23 protein-coding genes are annotated in these 25,637 nt (G+C 64.2%); 7 read left to right on the forward strand and 16 right to left on the reverse strand.

Features of this window, described 5'->3' with window-relative positions; translation table 11 throughout:
- Positions 1–75 precede the first annotated feature (75 nt).
- From SB749_RS15220 to speB, 3 genes are read right to left on the reverse strand one after another with little or no spacing between them, the layout of a single operon-like run.
- On the reverse strand, positions 76–1,590 hold the full coding sequence (locus SB749_RS15220; RefSeq protein ID WP_410711059.1) for a sodium:solute symporter: 1,515 nt from the start codon (positions 1,588–1,590) through the stop codon (positions 76–78).
- A gap of 24 nt (positions 1,591–1,614) precedes the next feature.
- Entirely contained in the window at positions 1,615–3,318 is a 1,704-nt protein-coding gene (locus tag SB749_RS15225) for a thiamine pyrophosphate-binding protein (RefSeq protein ID WP_410711060.1), read from the reverse strand.
- A gap of 2 nt (positions 3,319–3,320) precedes the next feature.
- Entirely contained in the window at positions 3,321–4,331 is a 1,011-nt protein-coding gene (speB, locus tag SB749_RS15230) for an agmatinase (protein ID WP_410711061.1), read from the reverse strand.
- A gap of 145 nt (positions 4,332–4,476) precedes the next feature.
- On the opposite strand from speB, the gene SB749_RS15235 reads away from it, so the two are divergent.
- Positions 4,477–5,898, forward strand: a complete 1,422-nt coding sequence (locus tag SB749_RS15235) for a PucR family transcriptional regulator (RefSeq protein ID WP_410711062.1) — start codon at positions 4,477–4,479, stop codon at positions 5,896–5,898.
- A gap of 69 nt (positions 5,899–5,967) precedes the next feature.
- Here SB749_RS15235 and SB749_RS15240 read toward each other — a convergent pair whose 3' ends face one another.
- From SB749_RS15240 to SB749_RS15270, 7 genes are all read right to left on the reverse strand, one after another.
- Positions 5,968–7,155, reverse strand: coding sequence for a histidinol-phosphate transaminase (locus SB749_RS15240; protein ID WP_410711063.1), 1,188 nt, complete (start codon positions 7,153–7,155; stop codon positions 5,968–5,970).
- 70 nt (positions 7,156–7,225) lie between these two features.
- Entirely contained in the window at positions 7,226–8,011 is a 786-nt protein-coding gene (locus tag SB749_RS15245; RefSeq protein ID WP_410711064.1) for a hypothetical protein, read from the reverse strand.
- Positions 8,008–9,174, reverse strand: coding sequence for a vWA domain-containing protein (locus tag SB749_RS15250; protein ID WP_410711065.1), 1,167 nt, complete (start codon positions 9,172–9,174; stop codon positions 8,008–8,010). The genes SB749_RS15245 and SB749_RS15250 overlap by 4 nt, the downstream gene beginning before the upstream one ends.
- A complete protein-coding gene (locus tag SB749_RS15255; protein WP_410711066.1) occupies positions 9,171–10,145 on the reverse strand; it encodes a vWA domain-containing protein in 975 nt (324 codons plus the stop codon). Before SB749_RS15255 ends, SB749_RS15250 begins: the two co-directional genes overlap by 4 nt.
- On the reverse strand, positions 10,136–10,588 hold the full coding sequence (locus SB749_RS15260; protein WP_410711067.1) for a hypothetical protein: 453 nt from the start codon (positions 10,586–10,588) through the stop codon (positions 10,136–10,138). Before SB749_RS15260 ends, SB749_RS15255 begins: the two co-directional genes overlap by 10 nt.
- Positions 10,575–11,459 (reverse strand): DUF58 domain-containing protein, encoded by an 885-nt coding sequence (locus SB749_RS15265; protein WP_410711068.1) that lies wholly within the window; start codon positions 11,457–11,459, stop codon positions 10,575–10,577. The genes SB749_RS15260 and SB749_RS15265 overlap by 14 nt, the downstream gene beginning before the upstream one ends.
- Positions 11,460–11,471: 12 nt before the next feature.
- The gene (locus SB749_RS15270; protein ID WP_139908556.1) at positions 11,472–12,467 is read right to left on the reverse strand and encodes an AAA family ATPase; all 996 of its coding nucleotides are present in this window, start codon (positions 12,465–12,467) and stop codon (positions 11,472–11,474) included.
- Between the two features lie 685 nt (positions 12,468–13,152).
- On the opposite strand from SB749_RS15270, the gene nrdH reads away from it, so the two are divergent.
- From nrdH to nrdF, 4 genes are all read left to right on the forward strand, one after another.
- Complete coding sequence (nrdH, locus tag SB749_RS15275) at positions 13,153–13,398, forward strand: glutaredoxin-like protein NrdH (protein ID WP_025778731.1); 246 nt, start codon at positions 13,153–13,155, stop codon at positions 13,396–13,398.
- Positions 13,399–13,400: 2 nt separating this feature from the next.
- Positions 13,401–13,814, forward strand: a complete 414-nt coding sequence (gene nrdI, locus SB749_RS15280; protein WP_410711069.1) for a class Ib ribonucleoside-diphosphate reductase assembly flavoprotein NrdI — start codon at positions 13,401–13,403, stop codon at positions 13,812–13,814.
- Between the two features lie 5 nt (positions 13,815–13,819).
- The gene (nrdE, locus tag SB749_RS15285) at positions 13,820–15,946 is read left to right on the forward strand and encodes a class 1b ribonucleoside-diphosphate reductase subunit alpha (protein WP_410711347.1); all 2,127 of its coding nucleotides are present in this window, start codon (positions 13,820–13,822) and stop codon (positions 15,944–15,946) included.
- Positions 15,947–16,091: 145 nt separating this feature from the next.
- Entirely contained in the window at positions 16,092–17,063 is a 972-nt protein-coding gene (gene nrdF, locus SB749_RS15290) for a class 1b ribonucleoside-diphosphate reductase subunit beta (RefSeq protein ID WP_098731519.1), read from the forward strand.
- Positions 17,064–17,292: 229 nt separating this feature from the next.
- Here the strand turns inward: nrdF and SB749_RS15295 are convergent, their stop codons facing one another.
- From SB749_RS15295 to sdhC, 6 genes are all read right to left on the reverse strand, one after another.
- Positions 17,293–17,463, reverse strand: a complete 171-nt coding sequence (locus tag SB749_RS15295; RefSeq protein ID WP_155807412.1) for a hypothetical protein — start codon at positions 17,461–17,463, stop codon at positions 17,293–17,295.
- Between the two features lie 415 nt (positions 17,464–17,878).
- Positions 17,879–19,105, reverse strand: a complete 1,227-nt coding sequence (locus SB749_RS15300) for a D-alanyl-D-alanine carboxypeptidase family protein (protein WP_410711070.1) — start codon at positions 19,103–19,105, stop codon at positions 17,879–17,881.
- A 321-nt stretch (positions 19,106–19,426) separates the two neighbouring features.
- The gene (locus SB749_RS15305; RefSeq protein ID WP_101546859.1) at positions 19,427–20,215 is read right to left on the reverse strand and encodes a succinate dehydrogenase iron-sulfur subunit; all 789 of its coding nucleotides are present in this window, start codon (positions 20,213–20,215) and stop codon (positions 19,427–19,429) included.
- On the reverse strand, positions 20,215–21,975 hold the full coding sequence (gene sdhA, locus SB749_RS15310; protein WP_410711071.1) for a succinate dehydrogenase flavoprotein subunit: 1,761 nt from the start codon (positions 21,973–21,975) through the stop codon (positions 20,215–20,217). Before sdhA ends, SB749_RS15305 begins: the two co-directional genes overlap by 1 nt.
- A 9-nt stretch (positions 21,976–21,984) precedes the next feature.
- On the reverse strand, positions 21,985–22,434 hold the full coding sequence (locus tag SB749_RS15315) for a succinate dehydrogenase hydrophobic membrane anchor subunit (protein ID WP_025778711.1): 450 nt from the start codon (positions 22,432–22,434) through the stop codon (positions 21,985–21,987).
- Position 22,435: 1 nt separating this feature from the next.
- Complete coding sequence (sdhC, locus tag SB749_RS15320) at positions 22,436–22,813, reverse strand: succinate dehydrogenase, cytochrome b556 subunit (protein ID WP_081770431.1); 378 nt, start codon at positions 22,811–22,813, stop codon at positions 22,436–22,438.
- 345 nt (positions 22,814–23,158) lie between these two features.
- Between sdhC and SB749_RS15325 the strand changes: the two genes are divergently transcribed.
- On the forward strand, positions 23,159–24,268 hold the full coding sequence (locus SB749_RS15325) for a mannose-1-phosphate guanylyltransferase (protein WP_410711072.1): 1,110 nt from the start codon (positions 23,159–23,161) through the stop codon (positions 24,266–24,268).
- A 152-nt stretch (positions 24,269–24,420) separates the two neighbouring features.
- A complete protein-coding gene (locus SB749_RS15330; RefSeq protein ID WP_410711073.1) occupies positions 24,421–25,593 on the forward strand; it encodes an amidohydrolase in 1,173 nt (390 codons plus the stop codon).
- Positions 25,594–25,637 lie beyond the last annotated feature (44 nt).

Raw genomic sequence — 25,637 nt, forward strand, 5'->3', positions numbered from 1 at the left:
ACCTCACCCACCAGAACTACCTGACGGCGGCCCAGCAACCTCGCGCGAGGTTGCTGGGCCGCCGTCAGGTAGCAATTAGCGGGTGATGCGTTCCTTCCATGCGGCCATGACCTCGGGCGAGGTCGGCTTCGACGCGAAGGATCCGACGAGGTAGCCGACCAGTGAGGCGATGAGGCCCAAGTAGATGGCCTCGTTGGCGTAGATGTCCACGACGATCATGACCACCACGGTTGTCACGGCACCGAGGATCATGCCGGCCATCACACCGACGATCGTTCCGCGCTTGAACACGAGACCACCGAGGATCGGAATGAACAGACCGGCCACCAACAGGTTGTAGGCCACGGTGAGAGCCTCGACGACACTGGGCATGATCATCGCGAGCGCCAAAGTCACGACGCCGAGCACGATCAGGTAGATGCGCGAGTCGCGCACCTCGTCACCGGTCTCGCGGACCAGTGATCGCACGAGCGTCGACTTCGCACCCGAACCCGATCTGGAGTCCGAGCCGGAAACGTCGGAATCACTCGCCGAGGCGGCCCCGCCTCCGTCAGGCACGATGTCCTTGCGGGCGAGGAACGGTTCGACGATGTCCTGGCGGCAGACGGTCGAGGCGGCCATGAGCGAACCCGAGGCCGTCGACATCATCGCGGCCAGAGCCGCAGCGAGCACGATTCCGGCGAGGACCGGAGACATCGAGGCATCGACGACGGCGACGAACACATCGTCCTGGACCTCGATGCCGGGCACGATCTTCGTCGCGGCCATGCCGATGAGCGCACCGGCGACCGCGTAGAGCAGGCAGTAGACGCCGGCGGAGAAGCCGCCCCACCTGGCCACACCCGGGCTGCGGGCGGTGAACACGCGCTGCCAGATGTCCTGGCCGATGAGCAGACCGAGGGTGTAGATGAGGATGTAGCCGAGGATCGCCTCCCAGCCGATGCCCACCGGGGAGGTGTGCGATTCGGGCAGCGAGGAGAACAGCTGGCCGATGCCTCCGGACTTCGAGAGCACGAGCGGCAGCATGATGAGGAAGATGCCGATCGTCTGGATGAAGAACTGCACGAAGTCCGTCAGCGTGATCGACCACATGCCTCCGAGCATCGAATAGAGGATGACGATGCCGCCGCCGATGAGCACCGACCACACTTTGTTGAGATCGAACAGGGTATGGAAGACCGTGGCATAGGCGACCGTCGACGTCGTCGAGATCATCAGACCGTAGGCGGTCATGATCGCTCCGGAGACGAAGCGGGAACCCTTGCCGTAGCGGAGTTCGAGCATCTGCGAGACTGTGTAGATCTCGAGCTTCTGAATCTTCGGGGCGAAGAACAGCGAGAGTGCGATGATGCCCAAGCCGATCGCGAACACGAGCCACATTCCCGACAGCCCGGCCGTGTAGCCGAGGCCGACTCCGCCGATCGTCGACGCGCCGCCGAGGACGACGGCCGACATCGTGCCGGTGTACAGCAGTCCGCCGAGCCGGCGCCCCGCGACCAGGAAGTCCTCCTGGTTATGGGCCTTGAAGCGGCCCCAGACTCCGAATCCCACCATGGCGGCGAGATAGATGATGACTACCAAAGAGTCCACAGCGGCCCTTTCTGTTGGATCGGCTCAGTGACCGACGGTGATGTGGATGGCGGTGGGCACGGTGCGATCGAGTGCCTCGGCGATGGCCTGCGGCAGAGCGGAATCGATGTCCGCCTCGGGGATCGTCACCCCGGCCCCGCCCATGGATTCGCCGAGTTTCGCGAAGTCCGGACGGGCGAGCCTGACAGCGAACGGTTCGATGTCGCGGTCGACCATCTGACCCTCGATCTCCGCATATCCGCCGTTGTCGACGACGACGAAGGGGATGCCCAGTCCCAGCTCGGCCGCGGTCATGAGCTCCTGGATGGAGAACATGGCCGCACCATCGCCGAGGATGCACACGACCGGTCGGCCAGGATCGGCGACCTTCGCTCCGAGGGCAGCGGGAATGCCGTAGCCCAGGGTGGCGAATCCCGGCATGTAGAGCAGCTGATCGGGTGTGCTCGCCGTCAGCGCGTGCACCGTGCCGTCGTAGGTGACCTGCGAGGAGTCACCGGAGATGACGACGTTCGATCCCGCTCCCTCTTCGACGAGCCGGGTGACCCGGGCGCCGATCGCGTCGAAGTCGAAATCGGTGGCCCAGCTCTCCCGGATCCGGGCGACCCGAGCGGCCCCGGGCTCCTTCGCCGAGGCGGCCGATCCGTGTCGTTCGGACGAATCCGTCCCGTCATCACTCGCCGAGGCGGCACCGTCGTCTCCGATTCCGAGCGCGCTCATCAGCGCGGTGAGGAACTCGCCGGTGTCCGCGCAGGCGAGGATGTCCCCGGGCAAGTTCTTGTTGAGCTGGTCGGGGTCGATATCGCAGCGGATGACGGTCTGCCCGGCAGACTCATCACGCACACCGATGCTCGTCTGCGCACCGATGACTCCGCCCCACAGGTCGGAATCGGCCAATTCTGAGCCGAGCACGATGAGCACATCGACCGCCGCGGATTCGGCCTGCACGCTGGGGAAGCGCACATTCGATCCGAGTGAGAGCGGATGCGTCTCGGACACGATGCCCTTGCCGTTGGCCGTCGTCGCCAGGGGAGCGTCGAGAGCCTCGATGAGACGGGCCACCTCGGCGTGGGCGCCCCTGGCACCGCCGCCGGCGATGACCAGCGGACGCTTCGCCGCACGGATCGCCTCGGCGGCACGAGACACCACATGGTCATCGAGTCCGGGACGGCGACCCGCGAACGGGACCGGAACGCTGCCGTTCCACGCGCCTTCAAGCACGTCGAGGGGAACCTCGATGTGCACGGGTCCGGGACGGGCCGAGTCGAACATGGCGAACGCCTCGGCGACCGCCTGCGCAGCACCTTCGGCAGTGCGGGTGCGCTGGGAGGACACGAGGAGGTGGCCCACCGCACCGGAGGAGTCCTTCGTCTCGTGCAGCATGCCGACGTCGGCGCGCTCGAACCCGGTGGGCACACCGGGGGAGAGGATGAGCATCGGTCGGGACTCGGCATAGGCGGTCGCGGCGGCGGTGATGACGTTCGTCAGCCCCGGCCCCGAGGTCGTGATGACGACCCCGGGTCTGCCGGAGACGAGGAAGTACCCGTCGGCACCGTAGCCTGCTCCCTGCTCGTGGCGGGGAGTCACGGCGCGGATCCCGAACTCCGGCAGATGCCGGTAGAACTCGAGATTATGGGTGCCGGGGATGCCGAAGATCGTGTCGACACCGTGGGCGGCCAGGGTGGCCACCACGGCACGACCGCCGTTGCGGACGGTGTTCTCAGTGCTCATGGTCAGACTCCGAGGGCGGTGCCGGACGGACCGGAGGGAGCAGTGACTCCGTTGTTCTCCGCCGCCCAGAGGGACAGGACCTCGTAGCCGACATGGGCGGCGGCGAGTCCGGTGACTTCGGCATGGTCGTAGGCGGGGGCGACCTCGACGATCTCGGCTCCGACGACATTGAGTCCCTGGAGTCCGCGGATCGAGTTGAGCAGCTCACGGCTGGTCATTCCGCCGGCCTCGGGGGTGCCGGTGCCGGGTGCGGCCGCCGGATCGAGGACGTCGATGTCGACGGACAGATAGACCGGAGCATCGCCCAGTCGCTTGCGCATCCGGGCGACGACGTCCTGGACGGAGGTGAACTGGTATTCGTCGCTGCGGATGATCTGGAAGCCGAGCACCTCATCGTCCTCGAGGTCCTTCTTCCCGTAGAGGGGACCGCGGATGCCGATGTGCATCGAGGCAGTCATGTCGATGAGGCCCTCTTCGCTGGCGCGGCGGAAGGGAGTGCCGTGGGTGTAGGGCGCACCGAAGTAGGTGTCCCACGTGTCCAGGTGCGCATCGAAGTGGAGGACGGCGATCTTGCCGTGCGTCTTGTGCAGGGAGCGCAGGTTCGGCAGGGCCAGGGTGTGATCCCCGCCGAGGGTGAGCAGCTTGGCCCCATCGGCGCGCATGGCGTCGGCGTTGGCTTCGACGGTGGTGATGGCCTCTTCGATGTCGAAGGGGTTGACGCCGAGGTCACCGCAGTCGGCGACCTGCTGCCAGGTGAACGGGTGGACGTTCGTGGCCTGGTTGTAGGGACGCAGCAACTTCGAGGACTGGCGGATGTGAGCCGGTCCGAAACGGGCGCCGGGACGGTAGCTGACGCCGGCGTCGAAGGGGATGCCGATGACTTTGACGTCGATCTTCTCGCCGGGGCGCTCGGCTTCGACCTCGTCGATGCGCGGCAGCAGTCCGAACGTCGGGGGTCCTGCGTAGCGGGGTGTCTTGCTGTAGTCGGCTGGGCCGAGCGGCTGAGACGTCACTGGCTTTCTCCTTCGTCGTAGCGGCTGACCCGACCCGAATGGGCCGGAGGTGATTCCCTCAGCCTAGGACGTGGGTCACACAACACCGATATCCAAAACGGAGCATTTGAAACCATGGCTATACATCGCGGATAGAATCGAGTGCATGGTCACTTTGGAACAGATCTGGACACGCGCAGAACTCGCGCTCGAGATCATCGTCGATTCACCCACCGCAGCAGAGCAGAATGTCACTATCGTGCACTCCTCGGAGCTGCCGGAGGTCGACGAATGGCTTGCCGGTGGTGAGGTGCTGCTGACGATCGGGGTCGGTCAGGATCTCGGCGGGGACACGGTCGGTGACTATGTGCGCCGCCTCAAGACTGTCGGCGTGCATGCGCTCGGCATCGGGCTGGGCTCCGACCTGCCGTGGCAGCAGGTTCCGCCGAAGCTCGTCTCCGCCGCGCAGGAAGCGGGGCTGGCGCTGTTCGGCGTGCCCGAGCCGGTTCCGTTCGTCGCCGTCGTCGATGCCTTCACCCGGATGCGTGAGGCCGAGACCAACCGGGAGCTGACCCGGGCGAGCAGCGCCGCCCGCCGTTTCGCAACCGCATTGGCCGGGGAGGGGCCAGCGGCGCTGGTGGCCGACCTGGCAGAGACGCTGGAGGCTCCGGTCCGGTTCGTCTCGCCGACCGGCAGGGCGTTGAGCGGGGACGACGCCGAGGAGGACGTGCGTTCGGCACTCATCGAGGAGTCATTGAAGCCGACGGCAGGGCCTCGCCTGATCCGCACCGGTTCCCGGATCGTCGAGGCCGTTCCGATCGGGAGTGATCATCCGCTCGGGTGGATCCTCACCCCCGCCGAGGCGGTCGGCTCTCCGAAGACGCGTGCCCTGCTGCTGTCGACCGCCTCGGCGCTGTTGGCGATGTCGTTGGCGGATCTGCCCGTTCCCTCCGGCCGTGCGCTGCTCTTCGACGCCGATCTCAGCGACGATGAAGCACATGGGGAGTGGACCAGGGTGACGGGGTTGGCCCCGGTGGCGACGGTGGGGATGCGCATCTTCGGCGGTGTCCGCGGGGACTCCGCCGAACGACTCATCGCCGATATCGTCGGTCGGAGCCTGCTCACCCGCACCGGTTCGCTGCTCGGGGTGGTCGGAGCACAGGAACGCGGACTCGATGAGCTGGTGACGAGGGCCGCCGAGGTCACCGGCTTGGACGTGCTTGCGGAGAAGAGGCTGCCGTTGGGTCAGCTCCATCACACGTGGATGCTGTGGCGGACCCAGCACGAGTCCGAGGCTTCCGAGGTCAGGGCGCTGCTGTCGGCGGTCGATGAGGAGGCAGCCGACCGGTTCGTCGACCGAGTTCTCGGCGAACTCTTTCGGGCACGCGGCGGTCAGGAGCTGTTGGAGACTCTCCGGGCCTTCATCGCCGCGTCCGGGGCACGTGAGCGCATTGCAGCCGAGTTGGGAGTCCACCGGCATACGGTGCGGGCGCGGTTGGCGAAGATCGAGAAGCTGCTCGGTCGCGACCTCTCCCGTGCCGAGACGCTGCAGGCGGTGTCGTTGGCACTCGAGCTTGCTGAACTCTAGGCGCACCCCTCACCGATCGTTCGGCACGGTATTCACCGCGGCGGTATTCACCGCGGCGGTGCTCTCCGATCAGTCCTCGAAGTGTTCGATGTGGAAGCGTTCGGAGATCTCCAGCACCCGGGCGAGGGCTTCGTCTTCGCCGATGCTGATGCGCACACCGGCACCGAGGTTGCGCACGGCCACGGCCTGTTCGACGCAGGCCTCTTCGAAGGCATCAGATTTCTCACCCAGTGGCAGCCAGACATAGTTCGCCTGTGCTTCGGGCACATCCCAGCCCTGTTCGCGCAGTGCAGCTGCGAAGGCATCGCGGGTCTGTGCGATCTCGCCGGCCCGCTCGAGCACTTCGTCCCAATGGTTGAGGGATTCGAGGGCGGCTGCCTGGCTGAGGTCGGTGACGCCGAAGGGGATGACGGCCTTGAGCAGCCCCTCGACGACCGGCGGATGGGCGACGGCGTAGCCGACACGCAGCCCGGCGAGTCCGTGTGCCTTGGAGAAGGTGCGGAGCAGAACGAGATTCGGATAGTCGCGGACAAGACCGAGTCCATCGGCTCGCCCGGGATCGGTGGCGAACTCCCAGTACGCTTCGTCGAGGGCGACGAGGACGTGGTCAGGCACCGTATCGAGGAAGGTGCGGACCTCGTCGTCGCGCAGCACCGGGCCGGTCGGGTTGTTCGGTGAGCACAGGATGATGAGACGCGTGTCTTCGGTGATCGCCGCAGCCATCGCGTCGAGGTCGTGTCGACCCTCGGCCGTCAGCGGCACTTCGCGGCGGGTGGACCCGACGAGCCCGGTGGTCTGCGGATACATCTCGAACGATGGCCACGGATAGATCGCCTCGGTGGTGGCGTCCGAAGTGATCTGGGTCAGCGCGACGAGCAGTTCGCTGGCACCGGTGGTGACGACGAGCTGATCCAGTCCGACACCGAGGCGGTCGGCCAGTCCCTGACGCAGCGCCAGTGCCGCGTCGTCGGGGTAGAGCGCGGGGTTCGTCGCGTGAGCGACCATGGTCTCGAGGACGGCCGGCAGGGGAGGCAGGAAGTTCTCGTTCGAGGAGAGTTTGAACGACTCTAGGCCCTCGACCCGGCGGGGAGGTTTGCCCGGAATATAGGGCGGGAAGGTCTCCAGAGCGGCCCGCAGTCGCGGTGACGGTGCAGCGGGTGCGGGCGCCGAAGCGGTGGAGCCGGATGTGCTCGAGGACGAAGTCCCGGGCGCGGTGGTGGACGCAGAATCTGAAGCAGCGGGGTCGGAGGCGTTCATGGACTCATGATGTCACAGCGGATCAGCGCTGCCACCAGGCCCCGGAGGGGTCAGGCCTCGTCGACGAGGATCACCAGGGTTTCTCCGGGGTCGACCGTCCTCCGTCGCCGCCGGGACCCTGCTGTTGCTGCTGTCGTTCGGAGTCCTCGCGGCGCTTCTCCAGCTCGTCACGCTTCTTCTCACGTTCGGACTTGCCTGAGGAATCCTCCGGTTTCTCCTCATCTTCCCCGGGGTCCTGGCCCTCATCTCCGGAGGATTTCTCGTCTCCGGAGTCCTTTTCCCTCGAGTCCTCGTCCTCGGACTCGCTGTCGTCGGTTCCCTCGTCCTTGGCTTTCTCACCCTGCTTCTTGTCCTCGACGCGTTCTTTCGCCTGGCTGCTCTTCTGCTTCTCTTCGCTCTTCTTCGGCTGGCATTCCTCGGGCGCATCTTCGAGGGTCTTCAGCGAACGGTCGTAGAGTTCTTGCGACTGGTCGGGGTCCTGGGAGGCGATCTGATCTGCCTGCTTCTCATAGACAAAGGACAGGTTGATCCGCACAGCACATTCGGCCGAGGTCGGAGCGATCTCCAGAGCAGCTTCGAGATCGGTCTGGGCAGCGTCGTAGTCGCCGACGGCCGCCTCGGCGGTGCCGCGGTTGAAGTAGCCGATATGGCGTTGGAACGGGCTGACCCGAAGGAACGCCGTCGCCGCCTTCTTGGCACCGGGGAAGTCGTTCGAGGTGTATCTGACCTGCGAGGCTGTTCCGAAATATGTGGCCATGGCGATATAGCCGAAGATCAGGGCGAATATCGTGCCGAGGATGAGGTTGATCTTCGTGATCCGACGCAGCCGTGACCACAGATTCTTCACGCGGTTCATCGCGGACCTCCCCGGTGGGGCACCGGCTGATAGGGAACCGATCTGCTGGGACCGGGTGGGCCTCCGGGACCAAGCGGACCTCCGGGACCGGGTGGGCCGCCTCGGCGAGGGCGCTTGGGGGTGATCGCTTTGAGGCGAAGGTATTCGCGGACTCCGAAGACGAGCTCCGCGGCGATCCACGCGAAGACGAGGATGAGCGGGACCCAATAGTATTCGTCGACGGTGACCCGGCCGTCCTTCTTCACCAGGGCCTGATCGTATTTCGGGGCGGTGTAGACGCTGGAGATCGCGCCGTTTCCGTCGCGGTGGTGGTAGTCGACGCCGAGGTCCGAGGCGATCTGGCGCAGGTTGCCCTCGTCGATCTTCGAGATCCCCGGATTGCCGTTGCGGTCCTGGATGTACTCGGGCGGTGCCTGATCGTCATCAGGGTCATCGGGGTCGCCGATGCCGGGCGCATTGCCGGGGTCACCGACACCGGACCCGTAGCCGAAAGGCTGGCTGTCGCGCATCTTTCCGCCTTGATCGGTGCCGTATCCGAAGACGGCGCCGCTGTCGATGCGGGAGGCGAAGGGCGACCACGACTCCGGGGACTCCGATACGGTCTGCTCACCGTCGCCGAAGTAGAACACGACGTTCTTGTTCTCCGGGCGGTCCCCATCGTTCGACGTCATCCGCTTATCGAGCTCCTCACCGGCCTCGGTGATCGATGAGCCTCTGGAATTCATGGAAGATTCGGGTGCGAGGACGTCGACGGCGGAGGCGAAGGCGGCGTGATCGGTCGTCAGCGGCATCACAGTGGCTGCGGTCGAAGCGAAGGTGATGATGCTCAGCCGGGTGCCGGGGAAGGCGTCGGCGAGTTCGAGCATGTCCTTCTTGACCCCCTCGAGGCGGGTGTCGTCCCCGTCGAAGTCCTCGGCGGCCATCGACGTCGTGACGTCGACGACGAAGTACACATCGGCACGTGCCTCGTACTCCTCGGTCGAGGATTTGATGGGGATCCCGGGGCGCGCCAGTGCGACGGCGAGCACGGCGACGACGCCCATGCGGGCAAACCATTTCCAGCGTGCTCCGTCGCCGCGGATGGCGGGGATGATGCACACGGTGAGCAGGGCGAGGACGATGAAGCCCCAACCGAACCAGGTGAAGACGGGATCGAAGATCATGATTTCGTCCTCCACGCCAGCACGAACACTCCGGCGAGGCCGAAGACGGCGAGTGCGAGCGGAACCACCGGCATGTCGTGGACGATGGTGTACGAACGGCCGGGGGTGTTCGCCGCTTCCTGGCTCTGGATCTCCTCGACGATGCGGTCGATCGTCGAGGCCGAACCCATGTCGAACTGTTCGCCGCCGGTACGGTCGGACACGGACCGCAGCTCCTTCGTCTGAGTGGTCGTCAGCACCGAGGGAGGGGAGAGGCTGTACACGCGGACTTTTGCGTCGACGGCGATATCGGCGGCTTCGTTGAGCTCGAAGAGCGGCTCACCGGCGAGCATATTGTCCGTGGCGAAGATGATCGACCGGGACCGGTCCTCGTCCTGCCGGTCGAAGTTGTCGACGCAGCTGACGAGCCCGTCGCCGATGAGTGAGGAGCCGCCGATGTTCGGCGGAGAGGTCGACCACGAGTAGTCGGTGCCCTCTGCACCCCAGGTGCGGAATCCCTCCTCGGCTTCAGCGAGGTAGTTCTGGACCATGTCGTAGTCGTCTGTGAGCGGGAATGCGGAGACCGCGGTGGCATTGAAGACGGTCAGGCCGATGCGTTCGCCGTCGAAGCGGTCGACGAGCTCCTGGTAGGACTCGAGCAGATCGGCGTCGTAGCCGAGCATCGACCCGGACACGTCGAGGCAGAGCATGACATCGCGCATCTTCCGCTCCGGGTTGACCGTCTCCACCCAGGCCGGACGCGCGATTCCCGCCAATGCGGACAGCCCGGTGAGGACGATGACTCCGAGGAGGGCGACCGTCGTCACCAGCCGTCTGCGCATGGCCCTGCGGAAACTCGGCAGGCTCGTCATCCGCCCGCTGTGGGCGACGGCCAAAGAGGACTCCGTCGTCTTCGGACGGCGGAACCAGAAGACTGCGGCTGCGGCGAGGGCCAGCAGGATGAGCGCCAGCCACCAGAACATCAGGACCATCGCGCCACCAACTTCCGGGCCTCGGCGATCTGCGGCTGCAGACCGGGCGGTTCGGCTTCGGCGAACTCCGCCTCGTAGAGGCCGAGCAGGCACTGCGCGAGGTCGTCGAGACCGGCGACTGCCGCATCGCGGTAGGTCAGGTGCTCGGCTTTGACGCCCCACGCGTCATGCGCGAATTCGCGCACGATCGTCGCCAGCTGCTGTGCCGATTCGCGCACGTCCGCCGATTCTGCGGTCAGACCCGTCTCCACGGCGCTGATGCGGGAGAGATAGGTGCTGCGCACGGGAATCGGGATGCGCGGTCCGTCCGCCGCGGTGACTCCGGCGGCGGCACGGAAGAGCGGGGCGAAGAGGTTTCCGCATGCCAGCAGCAGCACGAAGCAGGCCGCCACGTACCACGCCGGGGAGACCTCCAGGGGCCCGATGAGCTCAGCGGGGCCCACGGCGGTGCCTCAGCAGAAGAGTGTGCAGTCGGCCGAGGGCCGACTTCGGATGGTCGATTTCGATGTGGGCGATGCCCAGCTTGGCGAGAAGGTCGATGCGCTGCTGACGGCGGGCCGCCTCGGCGAGGGCGAATTCCTGTCGGACCTCGGGTTTCGTCATCACCGAGGTCGGCAGTCCATGGTCGGGTCGGGCGACGTCGAACGGCGCCGAGGCGGACGGCAGTCCTGCGAGGTCCGCGTCGGTGATCGTGATCCACAGGACCTCATGTTGGGCGCGCAGCCGACGGATCGTCGCTTCGGCCTCAGGTCCGAGCGGGGCCTGATCGGAGATGACGACCAGCAGCATCCGATGGTTGATATGGCTGGTGATCCACTGCAGCTGGGTGTTGATCGACCCGGGGGAGTCGGTGCCGGTCTCGGCGAGGATCTGCTGCAGGAGGTGCTCGAGGTGGGCCTCGCTGCCCTTCCGCGGGGAAGCGGTGGTGTGTCCGGCGTTTCCGTGGATGAGCATGACGTCGTCGGCGTGGCGGACGGCGAGGTAGCCGACCATCCCGGCCATGAGGATGGCCAGGTGGCGTTTGTCGGCTCCGGCGGAGGTGACGGCGTCGAAGTTCCGGGAGGTGTCGACGACGAGGCCGAGGATGTGCCGCCGGTGGGCGACGTAGCGTTTGACCAGGGGTTCTGTGTGCCTGGCGGTGGCTTTCCAGTCGATGTCGCGGATCTCGTCACCGGGGATGTAGTCGCGCAGATCGTCGAAGTCGAGGCTGTGGCCGTGGAAGACCGAGGAGTAGTCGCCGTCGAGGAGGCGCCGGGTCCGCCGATGGGCGTGGATGGTCATCCGCGCCTTGATTCGGTTGAGCAGGACAGTCATCGCGGCAGCCGATCAGGGAGTGGGCACTGCCATGAGGAGGGCATCGACGATCTGGGCGCTCGTGATGTTCTCGGCGGCGGCTTCGAAGTTGAGTTGGATGCGGTGGGCCAGCACTCGGTGAGCGAGGTCTTTGATGTCTTCGGGGATGACGTAGTTGCGGCCGCGGATCATCGCCAGCGCCCGGCCGGCGTTCGTGAACGCGATGGAGGCACGTGGGCTGGCTCCGTATTCGATGAACGGGGCGAATCGGCCGAGGTACTTCGTCGTATTGCGGGTGGCGTGGACGAGTTCGACGAGATAGCGGGTGATGGCCGGGTCGATGTAGACGGTGCGGGCGTAGCTCTGCATGGTCACGACATCGTCGAGCGAGCAGGCCGGATCGGGCACCGAGTCCTTGTCGAAGACCCCGGAGTCGAGGCGGGAGAGGATCTCGACCTCTTCGCCGGGGTTCGGGTGGGTGAGCAGGTCCTTGATCATGAACCGGTCGAGCTGGGCTTCGGGCAGCTGGTAGGTGCCCTCCTGCTCGATCGGGTTCTGCGTGGCCATGACGAGGAAGGGGCGGGGGAGTTCGAAGCGTTTGCCGCCGATCGTCGTCTGCTTCTCCTGCATGGCCTCGAGCATCGCCGACTGGGTCTTCGCCGACGACCGGTTGATCTCATCGAGGAGGACGATGTTCGCATGCACGGGACCGAGCACGGTGTTGAACGACCCCTCGTGTGCGTTGTAGATCTGCGAGCCGATGATGTCGGCCGGCAGCAGATCGGGGGTGCACTGGATGCGGGAGAACTTTCCGTCCACGGCATTGGCCAGAGCCGCGGCCGCCGTGGTCTTCGCCAGCCCCGGCACGCTCTCCAACAGCAGGTGGCCACTGGAGAGAAGTCCGATGAGCAGGGATTCGCGCAGCCGCTGCTGCCCGACGACGAAATGGTCGAGGTAGGACTCCAGAGCCTTGAGGATCGTCTGTGCGTGCGCGATCTCCTGCGTGTTCGCCGGTGCCGTTGCCGTCATGGTCCCTCAGTCTCTCGGTGTCACTGGTGTCTCGATGCCGCTGTGGTCGTTCAGCCACGCCGTCTGATGCGTTTCTGTGGTCTCCAGCATATTGGCTGGCACTGACACGCAACAGCCGAGAACGTTGCAGTGCTGACACACAATTCGCAGCGATATCCGAGCGGCGTCCGTCCGCCACCTGCCATTCACGGCGCGGCCACCTCGTGTCAGGACCGGGCTGTAGCGTCGATGGAACCGACGGACGGATGTGAGGAGGTGCTGTGATGGTCGCCTCCGCGCCGACGTGATCGGTGCCGCACGAAGGAGTTCGGAATCGTCGGTCGCGGACTCTGCGACATGCCCACAGGCAAAATTTTTTCCTGTGGAAAGCGGTGGAAAACGGAGGTGGAAAAAGGGTCGGAAATCGGTCCCGAAGCCGCCGATCCCAGCGTCCGCGCAGGTGATCGAACTACACGAGTGTCGTTCACAGCCTGTGGACGATTGTGGACGGTGACGACACAGGGTGTGGAACCTGCAAATGACACTGGTGTAACACTGGATATAGGGGTAAGGTCTAACCCGAACACAACATCTAGTGGTCACCCCTGAGCCTGCGCCTCGTGATATTCATCATGATCGAGCAGTTGACGGGACACGGTCACAGCCATCAGAATGCCGAACTGCACAGCAGAATGAAGGAGTCGTCATGATCACCGTGTACACCAAGCCAGCTTGCGTCCAGTGCAACGCCACCTACCGTGCTCTCGACGCTAAGGGCCTGAAGTACAAGTCGGTGGATCTCAGCGTCGACGAGAACGCCCTCGACGTCGTCAAGGCCATGGGCTACATGCAGGCTCCCGTCGTCGTCACCGACAACGATCACTGGTCAGGCTTCCGTCCGGACAAGATCGCGACCCTGACCGGCGAACAGTCTGCGTCCGTCGTGGCCTGACAATGCTGCTGGTCTACTTCTCCGCCAACTCCGAGTACACGCACCGCTTCGTCGCGAAGCTGCAGCACCCGGCAGTGCGGTTGCCGACGTTGACCAAGGAGCCGACGCTGCGAGTGGATGAGCCATTCGTTCTCGTCACCCCCACCTATGGGGCCGGTCGCAATCGCGGGGCTGTTCCCAAACAAGTCATCAAGTTCCTCAATGTCGAAGAGAACCGGCGCCATCTCGTCGGTGTCATCGGCGCCGGAAACACGAACTTCGGCAAGGACTACTGCCGCGCGGCCCTCAAGGTCGCGGCAAAGTGTCAAGTACCCCTCATGTATCGAGTCGAACTCCTGGGCACTCAGGAAGATGTCGACGCTGTCAACCTAGGATTGGACAAACTGTGCGCGAGCTCGCTGAAGACCGCAATGTAGAGGACATCATCCGCGAAGAGACGGATCTGGATTACCACGCGCTCAACGCGATGCTGAACCTGTACGACGAGGACGGCAGGATCCAGTTCGAGCGTGACAAGCAGGCTGCCCGGCAGTACTTCCTGCAGCACGTGAACAACAACACCGTCTTCTTCCACAACCTCAAGGAGAAGCTCGACTACCTCGTCGAGAAGGACTACTACGAGCCCGAGGTCCTGGAGCAGTACTCGTTCGACTTCATCGAGCAGCTCTCGGCGCGCGCCTACGATCAGAAGTTCCGCTTCCAGACCTTCCTCGGCGCGTTCAAGTTCTACACCTCCTACACGCTGAAGACCTTCGACGGAAAGCGCTACCTCGAACGCTTCGAGGACCGCGTCGTCATGGTCGCTCTCTTCCTGGCCCGCGGAGACGAGACCCTGGCCACCCGGCTCGTCGACGAGATCATCGCCGGTCGTTTCCAGCCGGCCACCCCGACGTTCCTCAACGCCGGCAAGAAGCAGCGCGGCGAGCTCGTCTCCTGCTTCCTGCTGCGCATCGAAGACAATATGGAGTCGATCGGCCGGTCCATCAACTCCGCTCTGCAGCTGTCCAAGCGCGGCGGCGGTGTGGCCTTCGCTCTGACGAACGTCCGCGAGTCCGGTGCACCGATCAAGAAGATCGAGAACCAGTCTTCGGGTGTCATCCCCGTCATGAAGCTGCTCGAGGACTCGTTCTCCTACGCCAACCAGCTCGGAGCCCGCCAGGGTGCCGGTGCCGTGTACCTGCACGCCCACCACCCCGACATCTACAAGTTCCTCGACACCAAGCGCGAGAACGCCGACGAGAAGATCCGGATCAAGACCCTGTCTCTGGGCGTCGTGATTCCGGACATCACCTTCGAACTGGCCAAGCGCAACGAGGACATGTACCTCTTCAGCCCCTATGACGTCGAGCGCGTCTACGGTGTGCCCTTCTCCGACATCAACGTCACCGAGAAGTACACCGAGCTCGTCGACAACGCGGCGATCAAGAAGAAGAAGATCAACGCCCGCGAGTTCTTCCAGACTCTGGCCGAGATCCAGTTCGAGTCCGGCTACCCGTACGTGATGTTCGAAGACACCGTCAACAAGGCGAACCCGATCGACGGCAAGATCATCATGTCCAACCTGTGCTCGGAGATCCTCCAGGTCTCCGAACCCAGCAAGTACGACGACGATCTCGGCTATGACGTCGTCGGCAAGGACATCTCCTGCAACCTCGGTTCGCTCAACATCGCTCTGACGATGGACTCGAGCAACTTCGGGCAGACCATCGAGACCGCGATCCGCGGACTCACCGCGGTCGCCGAGACCTCGAACATCCAGTCCGTGCCTTCAATCGCCCGCGGCAACGACATGTCGCATGCCATCGGCCTGGGGCAGATGAACCTCCACGGCTACCTCGCTCGTGAGCACATCTACTACGGTTCCGACGAGGGCCTGGACTTCACGAACATGTACTTCTACACCGTCGCCTACCACTGTGTGCGGGCGTCGATGGAGATCGCCAAGGAGCGCGGAGAGACCTTCGCCGGCTTCGAGCGGTCGAAGTACGCCACCGGCGAATACTTCGACAAGTACACCGATGAGGTCTGGCAACCGCGCACCGCTCGTGTGACCGAGCTGTTCTCCGAAGCAGGCGTACACATCCCGACCCAGGACGACTGGCGCGAGCTGAAGGCTCAAGTGGCCGAGCACGGCATCTACAACCAGAACCTCCAGGCCGTGCCGCCGACCGGTTCGATCTCGTACATCAACAACTCGACCTCGTCGATCCACCCGGTGGCCTCGAAGATCGAAATCCGCAAGGAGGGCAAGGTCGGCCGCGTGTACTACCCGGCTCCCTTCATGGACAACGACAACCTCGAGTACTACCAGGATGCCTACGAGATCGGCTACGAGAAGATCATCGACACGTATGCCGAGGCCACGAAGCACGTGGACCAGGGGCTGTCGCTGACACTGTTCTTCATGGACACCGCCACCACTCGTGACATCAACAAGGCGCAGATCTACGCCTGGCGCAAGGGCATCAAGACCATCTACTACATCCGGCTCCGGCAGCTCGCTCTGCAGGGCACGGAAGTCGATGGCTGCGTCTCCTGCATGCTCTGATGATGGAATCGGCGGACCGATGTGAATCGGTCCGCCGGCTTCGTGCGGGCCTCAAGCCGCCGGCTGGGCCCGCACACATGACTTTCGTCTGCCGCGCAGACAGCACGTACTTACGACGAACAGCACTTTGGGAAGAGAGAAAGCGTTGGAGAATCTGACTCTGGCATCGCATGTCGATGCCATCAACTGGAACCGCGTCGTCGATCCGATCGATGACGAGGTCTGGGACCGGCTGACCGGCAACTTCTGGCTGCCGGAGAAGGTCCCGCTGAGCAACGACATCCAGTCCTGGGCGACTCTGACCGACGATGAGAAGACGCTGACGATGCGCGTCTTCACCGGTCTGACCCTGCTCGACACGATCCAGGGCACCGTCGGTGCGATCTCGCTCATCCCGGATGCGGTCACCCCGCACGAAGAAGCGGTGCTGACGAACATCGCGTTCATGGAGAGCGTGCACGCGAAGTCGTACTCTTCGATCTTCTCGACCCTGTGCTCGACGAAGGAGATCGACGAGGCCTTCCGCTGGTCGCGTGAGAACAAGTACCTGCAGTCCAAGGCGGATATCATCCTCAGCTACTACCGGGGTGACGATCCGCTCAAGCGCAAGGTCGCCTCGACGCTGCTCGAGTCTTTCCTCTTCTACTCCGGCTTCTACCTGCCCATGTACTGGTCGGCACACGCCAAACTGACGAACACCGCTGACCTCATCCGTCTGATCATCCGCGATGAGGCCGTGCACGGCTACTACATCGGCTACAAGTACCAGAAGGGTCTGGAGTCGCAGTCCGAGGAGCGCAAGCAGGAGCTCAAGGACTACACGATGAACCTCATGTTCGAGCTCTACGAGAACGAGGTCGCCTACACCCACGACCTCTACGATTCGGTGGGACTGTCCGAGGACTGCAAGATGTTCCTCCACTACAACGCGAACAAGGCGCTGATGAACCTCGGTTACGAAGCGATGTTCCCCAAGGAGGTCACGCAGGTCAACCCGGCCATCCTCGCGGCTCTCTCGCCCGGCAGCGATGAGAACCACGACTTCTTCTCCGGTTCGGGATCGTCCTACGTTATCGGCAAGGCCGAGAACACCGAAGACGACGACTGGGACTTCTGAGTCCTCGCGCCACAGATGCGGAATCGGCCCATCCGAGCACACTCGCTCGGGTGGGTCGTTGGTTTCGGCCTTTGTGAGTTGAAGCCGGGTTCGATATGGCGGTGAACGACAGACGCCCACCTGCTGCGTAAAACCCGGCAGCAAGTGGGCGTCTACTCAATCAGTGAGGACCAGGCCGACCCGGTTGGGCCGTGCTGATCCCTGCAGATCAGGGTGACCGAGGTTCGTATCAGGCGGCGGCCATCGGCGTGATCTCACGCAGCGAGGTGCCGGTGAACAGCACAACACGGCCGGTCGCATCTTCGATCGTGATCTCACCGGGAGCCTGACGGCTGATCCGGGGATCGATCATTCCTGCGTGTGCGAGCCCGCGTTGGACCCACTGTGGGAACTCAGACATGGTTCCCTCCTTTCTTCAGTTGTGAATAGCAGGCAACGACGCGCGCTATTCTTCAGGTTCTCAATACGGCGATTGGGTGGTCGCCATGGGGATCTGCGATTCGAAGAGACACAGTGTCCGGAACATTCATCTGCAAAGTCGAACCATGATCGGGGCCTACGACTTCAAAAGCTTGTCGTCAGGAGCAACGCAACGATCAGTTCGATGAATGCGGACAACTTCGAACGCAAGTTGTAAGCGTAACGCGTCTATGTCGACGTTGTCCAATTGAGGTCAGAACCCTAGGCTCAGGTCGACCGACCTTACCTCCGGCCATCTCGCCGAGGCGGCACCGAACCTTACCGTTGATCCTCTCGCCGTGGTGGACCTGCAAATCGTTTTTGCCGGCCTCTGGCCGAGGAGGCTCTGAATGCCCCTATCGTCGGCCCTGCATCCGCGCCCGGAGCCGCAGCCACAGGATCACCGTGGCGATGAAGAGCACGACCCCACCGGCCAGGACGACGAGCGCCAGGGGATTGTCCAGTGCTGCACCGACGGTCTGGGACGCCATGGATGACTCCGACTCATCGGACTTCCGGGATTCCGTCGCTCCGCTCGAATCCGATTCGGCACCCCCTGCATCACTCGAGCTGCCAGTGGCGGTAGGGGCCGCCTCGGCGGTGGCCTGAACCCCGACGGGCACGGTCTGCAGCGATTTCGGGTCCTTCTGGGCGAAATCCCAATCGAGCAGGTCCACGGCCACCTGGCGAGAGTTGTTGTCGATGCCGAGCATCGTCGCGACCACACGGTGCCCGTCACGCTCAGCCACGGCCACGTACGAGCCCTTCGCAGCCCGAGTGAACCCATTCTTCAGGCCCAGCCCGCCGTCGACCTGGCCGACGATCTTCGTATGGTTCTGGATCTCGTAGCCCTTGAACTTCTCTTTCGTCTGCGGGTTCTTTCCGCCCGGGAATTTGAACGTCTCCGTGCCGATGACCTTCATCAGGTAGTCGTCTTCGCACACCGCCCACGCGAGCTTCATGAGATCCTCAGCGGTCGTGTACTGGCCCTTTGCATCGAGTCCCGAGGTGTTCTTCGCCTGCGTATTCGACATGCCCAGCTCAGCGGCCTTCTCGTTCATCAGCTTCACGGCCTTGTCCTGCCCGCCTGCTGCCCGGCCCAGAGCATTCGCAGCGTCATTGGCGCTCGACATGAGCATGGCGTGGAAGAGCAGATCGATGGAGTACTTGTTCGTCTGCATGAGACCGACCTTCGTCCCATCGACTTCCATGTCCTCGAACTCGGCGGTCACTTTCTTCTTCTTGTCGTCGAACTCGTCGACGAGCGCCAGTGCCGTGAGCAGTTTGATCGTCGACGCCGGAGCGTGCCGCTTCTCCACATTCTTCGCCACATGCAGCTCCCCGGAGTCGAGGTCGCCGACAAGCCAGGACGTGCCCGTCGGCTTCGGCGGCTTCGCACCGTCACCGAGGTCCTCTGGACTGACATACGCCGGTGCTGTCGACTCCGCCGGCTGCGGCACCGCGTGTGCGGGGGCGGGGGAGTGGACGAGCTGCGCGGCGACCATCAGCAGTGCGGCGGCGAAGCCGAGGATGCTCAGGGGCAGGGCGCGTAGTGAGGAAGCAGTCGAGCCGGTGAAACGCATGCGCACCATTCTACTTTCGCCGCAAGCAGCTCGTCCTCAGGATTCCCTCACTGGGACGAGCAATCACCGAGGCGGCACCCCCCCCCTCGCCGAGGCGTCCCCACCGGCAGGGGTGCCCTCCCATCGGCTCGAGTGAGCTTTTGGTACAGATTCTTTTGGACTGCTCAGGTTCCTCACTGTGCATTAGAGAGAATTGTGTACCGAAATCCGGCTGGAGCACGGTCGAAGCGACGACCCCCACACCCACCGAGGCGGGACACACGAAAGCGGCCCCGCACCGTGTGGTGCGGGGCCGCTGCAGTCGGGATCGGACTGGCGCGATCAGAACGCGCGCTGCAGGATCGCCTGCTTCACCTCGGCGATGGCCTTGGTGATCTCGATGCCACGAGGGCAGGCCTCGGTGCAGTTGAAGGTGGTGCGGCAGCGCCACACGCCTTCCTTGTCGTTGAGGACCTCGAGGCGCATGTCTCCGCCTTCGTCACGCGAATCGAAGATGAAACGGTGCGCGTTGACGATCGCGGCAGGACCGAAGTACTGGCCGTCGGTCCAGAACACGGGGCACGACGAGGTGCACGCAGCGCAGAGGATGCACTTCGTGGTGTCGTCGAAAGCCGCACGCTGTTCGGCCGACTGCAGACGCTCACGTGTGGGCTCGTGTCCCGAGGTGACGAGGAACGGCATGACCTCGCGGTACGACTGGAAGAAGGGCTCCATGTCGACGATCATGTCCTTCTCGAGCGGAAGGCCCTTGATCGCCTCGACAGTGATCGGCTTGGACGTGTCGAGGTCCTTGAGCAGAGTCTTGCAGGCCAGGCGGTTGCGGCCGTTGATGCGCATCGCATCGGAACCGCAGACGCCGTGGGCGCAGGACCGGCGGAAGGACAGCGAACCGTCGATCTCCCACTTGATCTTGTGGAGAGCATCCAGCACACGGTCGGTGCCGTACATCGTGATGCTGTATTCCTCCCAGTGCGGCTCCGAATCGACCTCGGGGTCGAAGCGAGCGATCCGGAAGGTGCAGTCGAAGGACGGGATGGACCCGCCTTCGCCTGACACATGTGTCGGCAGGTCGATCTTCGACGCTGGCTCTGGGGTGGTATCGGTGCTCATCAGTACTTACGCTCCATCGGCTGGTAACGGGTGACGATGACGGGCTTCGTCTCAAGACGCATGCCCTTGATGCCGTCGGTCTCCGCTTCGGGATCGAGGTAGGTCATCGTGTGGTGCATGAATTTCTCGTCGTCACGATCCGGGAAGTCCTCGCGGAAGTGTCCTCCACGCGATTCCTTGCGGTGGATCGCGGCGACGGAGATGACCTCGGCGAGCTCGAGCAGGAAGCCGAGCTCGACGGCCTCGAGCAGATCGAGGTTGTAGCGCTTGCCGCGGTCCTGGATGCCCACGTTGTTGTAGCGCTCGCGCAGCTTGGCGATCTCGTCGAGTGCTTCACGCAGAGTCTCGTCGGTGCGGAACACCTGCACGTTGGCGTCCATGATGTCCTGCAGATCCTTGCGGATCGCTGCGATGCGTTCGGTGCCGTCCGAGGTGCGCATCTTCTCGAGCATCTCGACGACGTCGTTCGCCGGGTTCTCGGGCAGTTCGACGGACTCGGCGGTCTTCGCGTATTCCGCGGCGGCGATGCCGGCGCGCTTTCCGAAGACGTTGATGTCGAGCAGCGAGTTCGTGCCCAGACGGTTCGAACCGTGCACCGACACGCAGGCGCATTCACCGGCGGCGTAGAGGCCGGGGATGACGGTGTCGTTGTCCGCGAGGACTTCGGCTTCGATGTTCGTCGGGATGCCGCCCATCGCGTAGTGCGCGGTCGGGAAGACCGGCACCGGCTCCGTGTAGGGCTCCACACCGAGGTAGGTGCGGGCGAACTCGGTGATGTCCGGCAGCTTCTCGTCGATGTGCGAGGGCTCGAGGTGGGTGAGGTCGAGCAGGACGTAGTCCTTGTTCGGTCCGCAGCCGCGGCCCTCACGCACTTCGTTGGCCATCGAGCGGGCCACGATGTCACGCGGAGCGAGGTCCTTGATCGTGGGGGCGTAGCGCTCCATGAAGCGCTCACCCTCGGAGTTGCGGAGGATGCCGCCCTCACCACGAGCCGCCTCGGAGAGCAGGATGCCTAGGCCGGCGAGGCCCGTCGGGTGGAACTGGAAGAACTCCATGTCCTCCAGCGGAATTCCGCGGTTGTAAGTCACGGCCATGCCGTCACCGGTCAGGGTGTGTGCGTTCGAGGTGGTCTTGAAGACCTTGCCGACACCGCCGGTGGCGAAGACGACCGACTTGGCCTGGAAGACGTGGATCTCACCGGTGGCCAGTTCGTAGGACACGACGCCCGCCGGACGCTGGACCCCGTCGACCTCGGTCATGAGGAGATCGAGGACGTAGAACTCGTTGTAGAACTCCACGCCGTGCTTGACGCACTGTTGGTACAGGGTCTGGAGGATCATGTGACCGGTGCGGTCGGCGGCGTAGCAGGAGCGGCGCACTGCGGACTTGCCGTGGTCCCGGGTGTGACCGCCGAAGCGGCGCTGGTCGATCTTGCCTTCGGGGGTGCGGTTGAACGGCAGCCCCATCTTCTCGAGATCGAGGACGGCGTCGATGGCTTCCTTGGCCATCACCTCGGCGGCGTCCTGGTCGACCAGGTAGTCACCGCCCTTGACGGTGTCGAAGGTGTGCCATTCCCAGTTGTCCTCTTCCACGTTCGCCAGCGCGGCGCACATTCCGCCCTGGGCGGCACCGGTGTGCGAACGGGTGGGGTAGAGCTTGGTGAGAACGGCGGTGCGGGCACGCTGGCCCGACTCGATCGCCGCACGCATGCCGGCGCCGCCGGCACCGACGATGACGACGTCGTAATGATGTACCTGCATGTTTCTCCTTTAGGCCTTGCAGAACTCAGCCAGGACCGAGGGGTCCGCTCCGGCCGGGCAGGGATCGAACGTGAAGATGACGAGCGTGCCGAGCACGATGACGATGACCGAGGCGATGTAGAGGATCACCTGCAGGGACATGCGCGTGCCGGGCTTCTCGGAGTAGTCCATGATGATGGTGCGCAGACCGTTGGTGCCGTGCAGCATCGCCAGCCACAGCATGAGCAGATCCCAGATCTGCCAGAACGGGCTGGCCCACTTGCCTGCGACGAAGCCGAAGTCGATGGCCTGGACGCCGTCGCCGGCCCACAGATTCACGAACAGGTGGCCGAAGATGAGGATGACGAGCACGACGCCGGAGATGCGCATGAACAGCCATGCGAACATCTCGAACTTCGAACGCGTCGACTTGTGCCGGGAGTAGCCGGTCCGCGGAGCCGGAATGGATGTTGTGCTCATGTCAGCCTCCGAAGGTGTGCATCAGCTGGCGGGGAATGAAGGCGATCATGATGATGAGCCACACAACCATGACTCCCCAGAACAGCTTCTTCTGATTTTTCGGGCCACTCTTCGAGAAATCGACGAGAATGACGCGCAGACCGTTGAACGCATGGAATGCGATTGCGGCGACGAGCGCGATCTCACCGAATGCCATGACCGGTGTCTTATAGGTTCCGATCACTGCGTTGTAGGCCTCGGGCGAGACGCGGACGAGTGCAGTATCGAGCACGTGGACCAGAAGGAAGAAGAAGATTCCGACGCCTGTGACGCGATGCGCGACCCAGGACCACATTCCTTCGTTTCCTCGGTACAGAGTGCCCGTAGACGCTTTGGCCACGGAGCATCCTCCATCTTGAATATTCGGGTGTGTACGTCTAGAAACTACGCCGAAGACCGCTTCCGTGCCAGTCGAGACACGGCTGAGCGTCCCGGATCACACCGCAACCCTGGCAATTCCCTCAAAACTGGGATTTCGCGTCTCACGAAATTTCAATTACATCACAGTCGTGTGTTCTAAATTGTCTCGCTCCCGTCCTGACCTGGACGGCCCAGGTATTCAGGCAGACCATCACCGAGGCGGCCCTGAGGTGGGGAGATCCCCACCGGAGCCGTGAGGATCGGCTCATCCGACACGGCGGGCAACCTCGGGGAACGTGTGCCCGAACTCTGAGACACTGAAATCGTGAACACGCACTTCCACGCCATCATCCCCGCCGGCGGATCCGGAACGCGCCTGTGGCCGCTGTCTCGCCGGGCGACGCCGAAGTTCCTCCACGATGTCCTCGGCCTCGGCCGCAGCCTCATCCAGGCCACCTGGGACCGGGTCGCGCCGATCGTCGGCGAAGACAGGGTCTGGGTCGTCACCGGTGAGAGCCACTTCGATCAGGTCGCCGAACAGCTGCCGCATATCGCCCGCGCCCAGATCATCACCGAACCCTCCCCGAAGGACTCGGCCGCCGCCATCGGACTGGCCGCCATGATCATCGCCCGCGAAGACCCCGATGCCATCGTCGGCTCGTTCTCCGCCGACCATTCGATCACGAACGTCGACGAGTTCCGCCTCGTCATCGACCAGGCCGTGGCCGCCGCGGAGACCGGCGACATCGTCACCATCGGCATCATGCCCCGCAATCCCGCCACCGCCTACGGCTATATCGAGACCGGTGACCTGCTCGGTCTCGAGGGAGCACCGACGGCCAGGCGGGCGCTGGCATTCGCGGAGAAGCCGGAGGCGAGCACCGCCCGTCAGTATGTGAACTCCGGGCGCTACCGCTGGAACGCGGGCATGTTCATCGCCAAGGCCTCCTCTCTGCTCGACATCCTCGCCGAGGAGGACCCGCCCCTCTATTCGGGGCTGGCAAGGATCGCCGAGGCCTGGGACACCCCCGACCACGACGAGGTGCTGCGCGCCGTGTGGCCCGGACTGGAGAAGCGAGCCATCGACTATGTGGTGGCCGAACCCGCGGCTGCGGCCGGTCGGGTCATCGTCATCCCCGGTGACTTCGGCTGGGACGACGTCGGCGACTTCGACTCGGTGGCCCGACTGCGGCAGCCGGTTCCCGGGGAGCCGCGCGGAGTGATCTCGATCGGCGGGAACACCGACCTGCTCGAAGTCGATGCCTCGGGAGTCGTGATCTCCGAAGGGCCGAGGACGGTGGCGATCGTCGGACTCGAAGACCTCGTCGTCGTCGACACCGACGACGTCCTCCTCATCACCTCCCGCTCTCACGCCCAGGATGTGAAGAAGGCAGTGTCCGTCGCCGGTGAGCGCGGACTCGACGAACTGCTCTGATCCCGGCCGACCGCCTCGGCGAAGGCGGGAATCAGGACGCGAAGTATGTCGAAATTGGTCGCAATGGGCACATTTATGACATCGAGTGCCTAGCATTGCTTGAAATGTTCGACATCGCCCATCCCCGACCTCCCCGCACTGAAGGACCCGACGTGATCAGCTCGACAATCGCTGAGATCGGTGCAGAGCTCATCGATTTCCGCCGCGACATCCATGCCCATCCGGAACTGTCCTTCCAGGAGTTCGAGACCACCGACAAGATCGTTGCCCGCCTCGAAGCCGCAGGTCTGGGTCCCCAGCGCCTCGAAGGCACCGGGGTCGTCTGCGAAGTCGGCGAGGGGCCGGTGGCCGTGGGACTGCGAGCCGATATCGACGCCCTGCCGGTCGATGACCTCATCGACGAGGAATTCCGTTCCACCGTTCCCGGCGTCGCCCATGCCTGCGGCCACGACGTCCACCTGACCTCCCTCATCGGTGCGGGCATCGCCCTGCAGAAGATCCACGAATCACGGCCCGGCGGCCTCGGCGGTCGCGTGCGACTGATCTTCCAGCCCGGTGAGGAAGTCACTCCGGGTGGTGCGCTGCGCGTGATCTCCCAGGGCGTGCTCGATGATGTGCCCGAGGTCTATGCCGTCCATTGCGACCCGAACGTCGACATCGGTAAGGTCGGTTCGCGCATCGGCGCCATCACCGCCGCCGGCGACACAGTCATCATCCGCCTCTCCGGACATGGCGGGCACACCTCCCGTCCCCATCTGACCGAAGACCTCGTCTATGCGCTGGGCAAACTCGCCACCGACCTGCCCTCGACCCTGGGCCGGCTGATCGATCCGCGGCACGCGATCTCTCTGGTGTGGGGCGAGATCAGCGCCGGCCATGCCGCCAACGTCGTCCCCAGCGAGGGGATCCTGCGCGGAACCCTGCGCTGCCTCGACGTCGACGGCTGGAACCAGGTCGCCGAGGTGCTGCCCGAGCTCGTCGACCGCATCGCCGGACCGTACGGAGTCGAGGTCGACCTCGAACACCGCCGAGGCGTTCCACCGGTGGTCAACACCGAAGACCAGGTCACCCTCATCGAATCCGCTGTTCGCGGTGAGCTCGGCGAGAACTCTGTGCAGCTGACCCCGCAGTCCATGGGCGGGGAGGACTTCGCGTGGTACCTCACCCACTGTCCGGGTGCGCTCATCCGTCTGGGCACCCGCACTCCCGGAGGCATCACCTACGACATCCACCAAGGTGATCTGCTCATCGACGAACGCGCTGTGGCCATTGCCGCCCGAGTGTTCACCGCCACCGCGCTCAAGGTCCTCGAGCGCGACCGGTGACGACTCGGCAGCTGTCGGTGGCAACCTGGCTGTGACAGCTGATC

The sequence above is a fragment of the Brevibacterium sp. SIMBA_078 genome, assembly GCF_046534565.1.
In the GTDB taxonomy this organism is placed as follows: domain Bacteria; phylum Actinomycetota; class Actinomycetes; order Actinomycetales; family Brevibacteriaceae; genus Brevibacterium.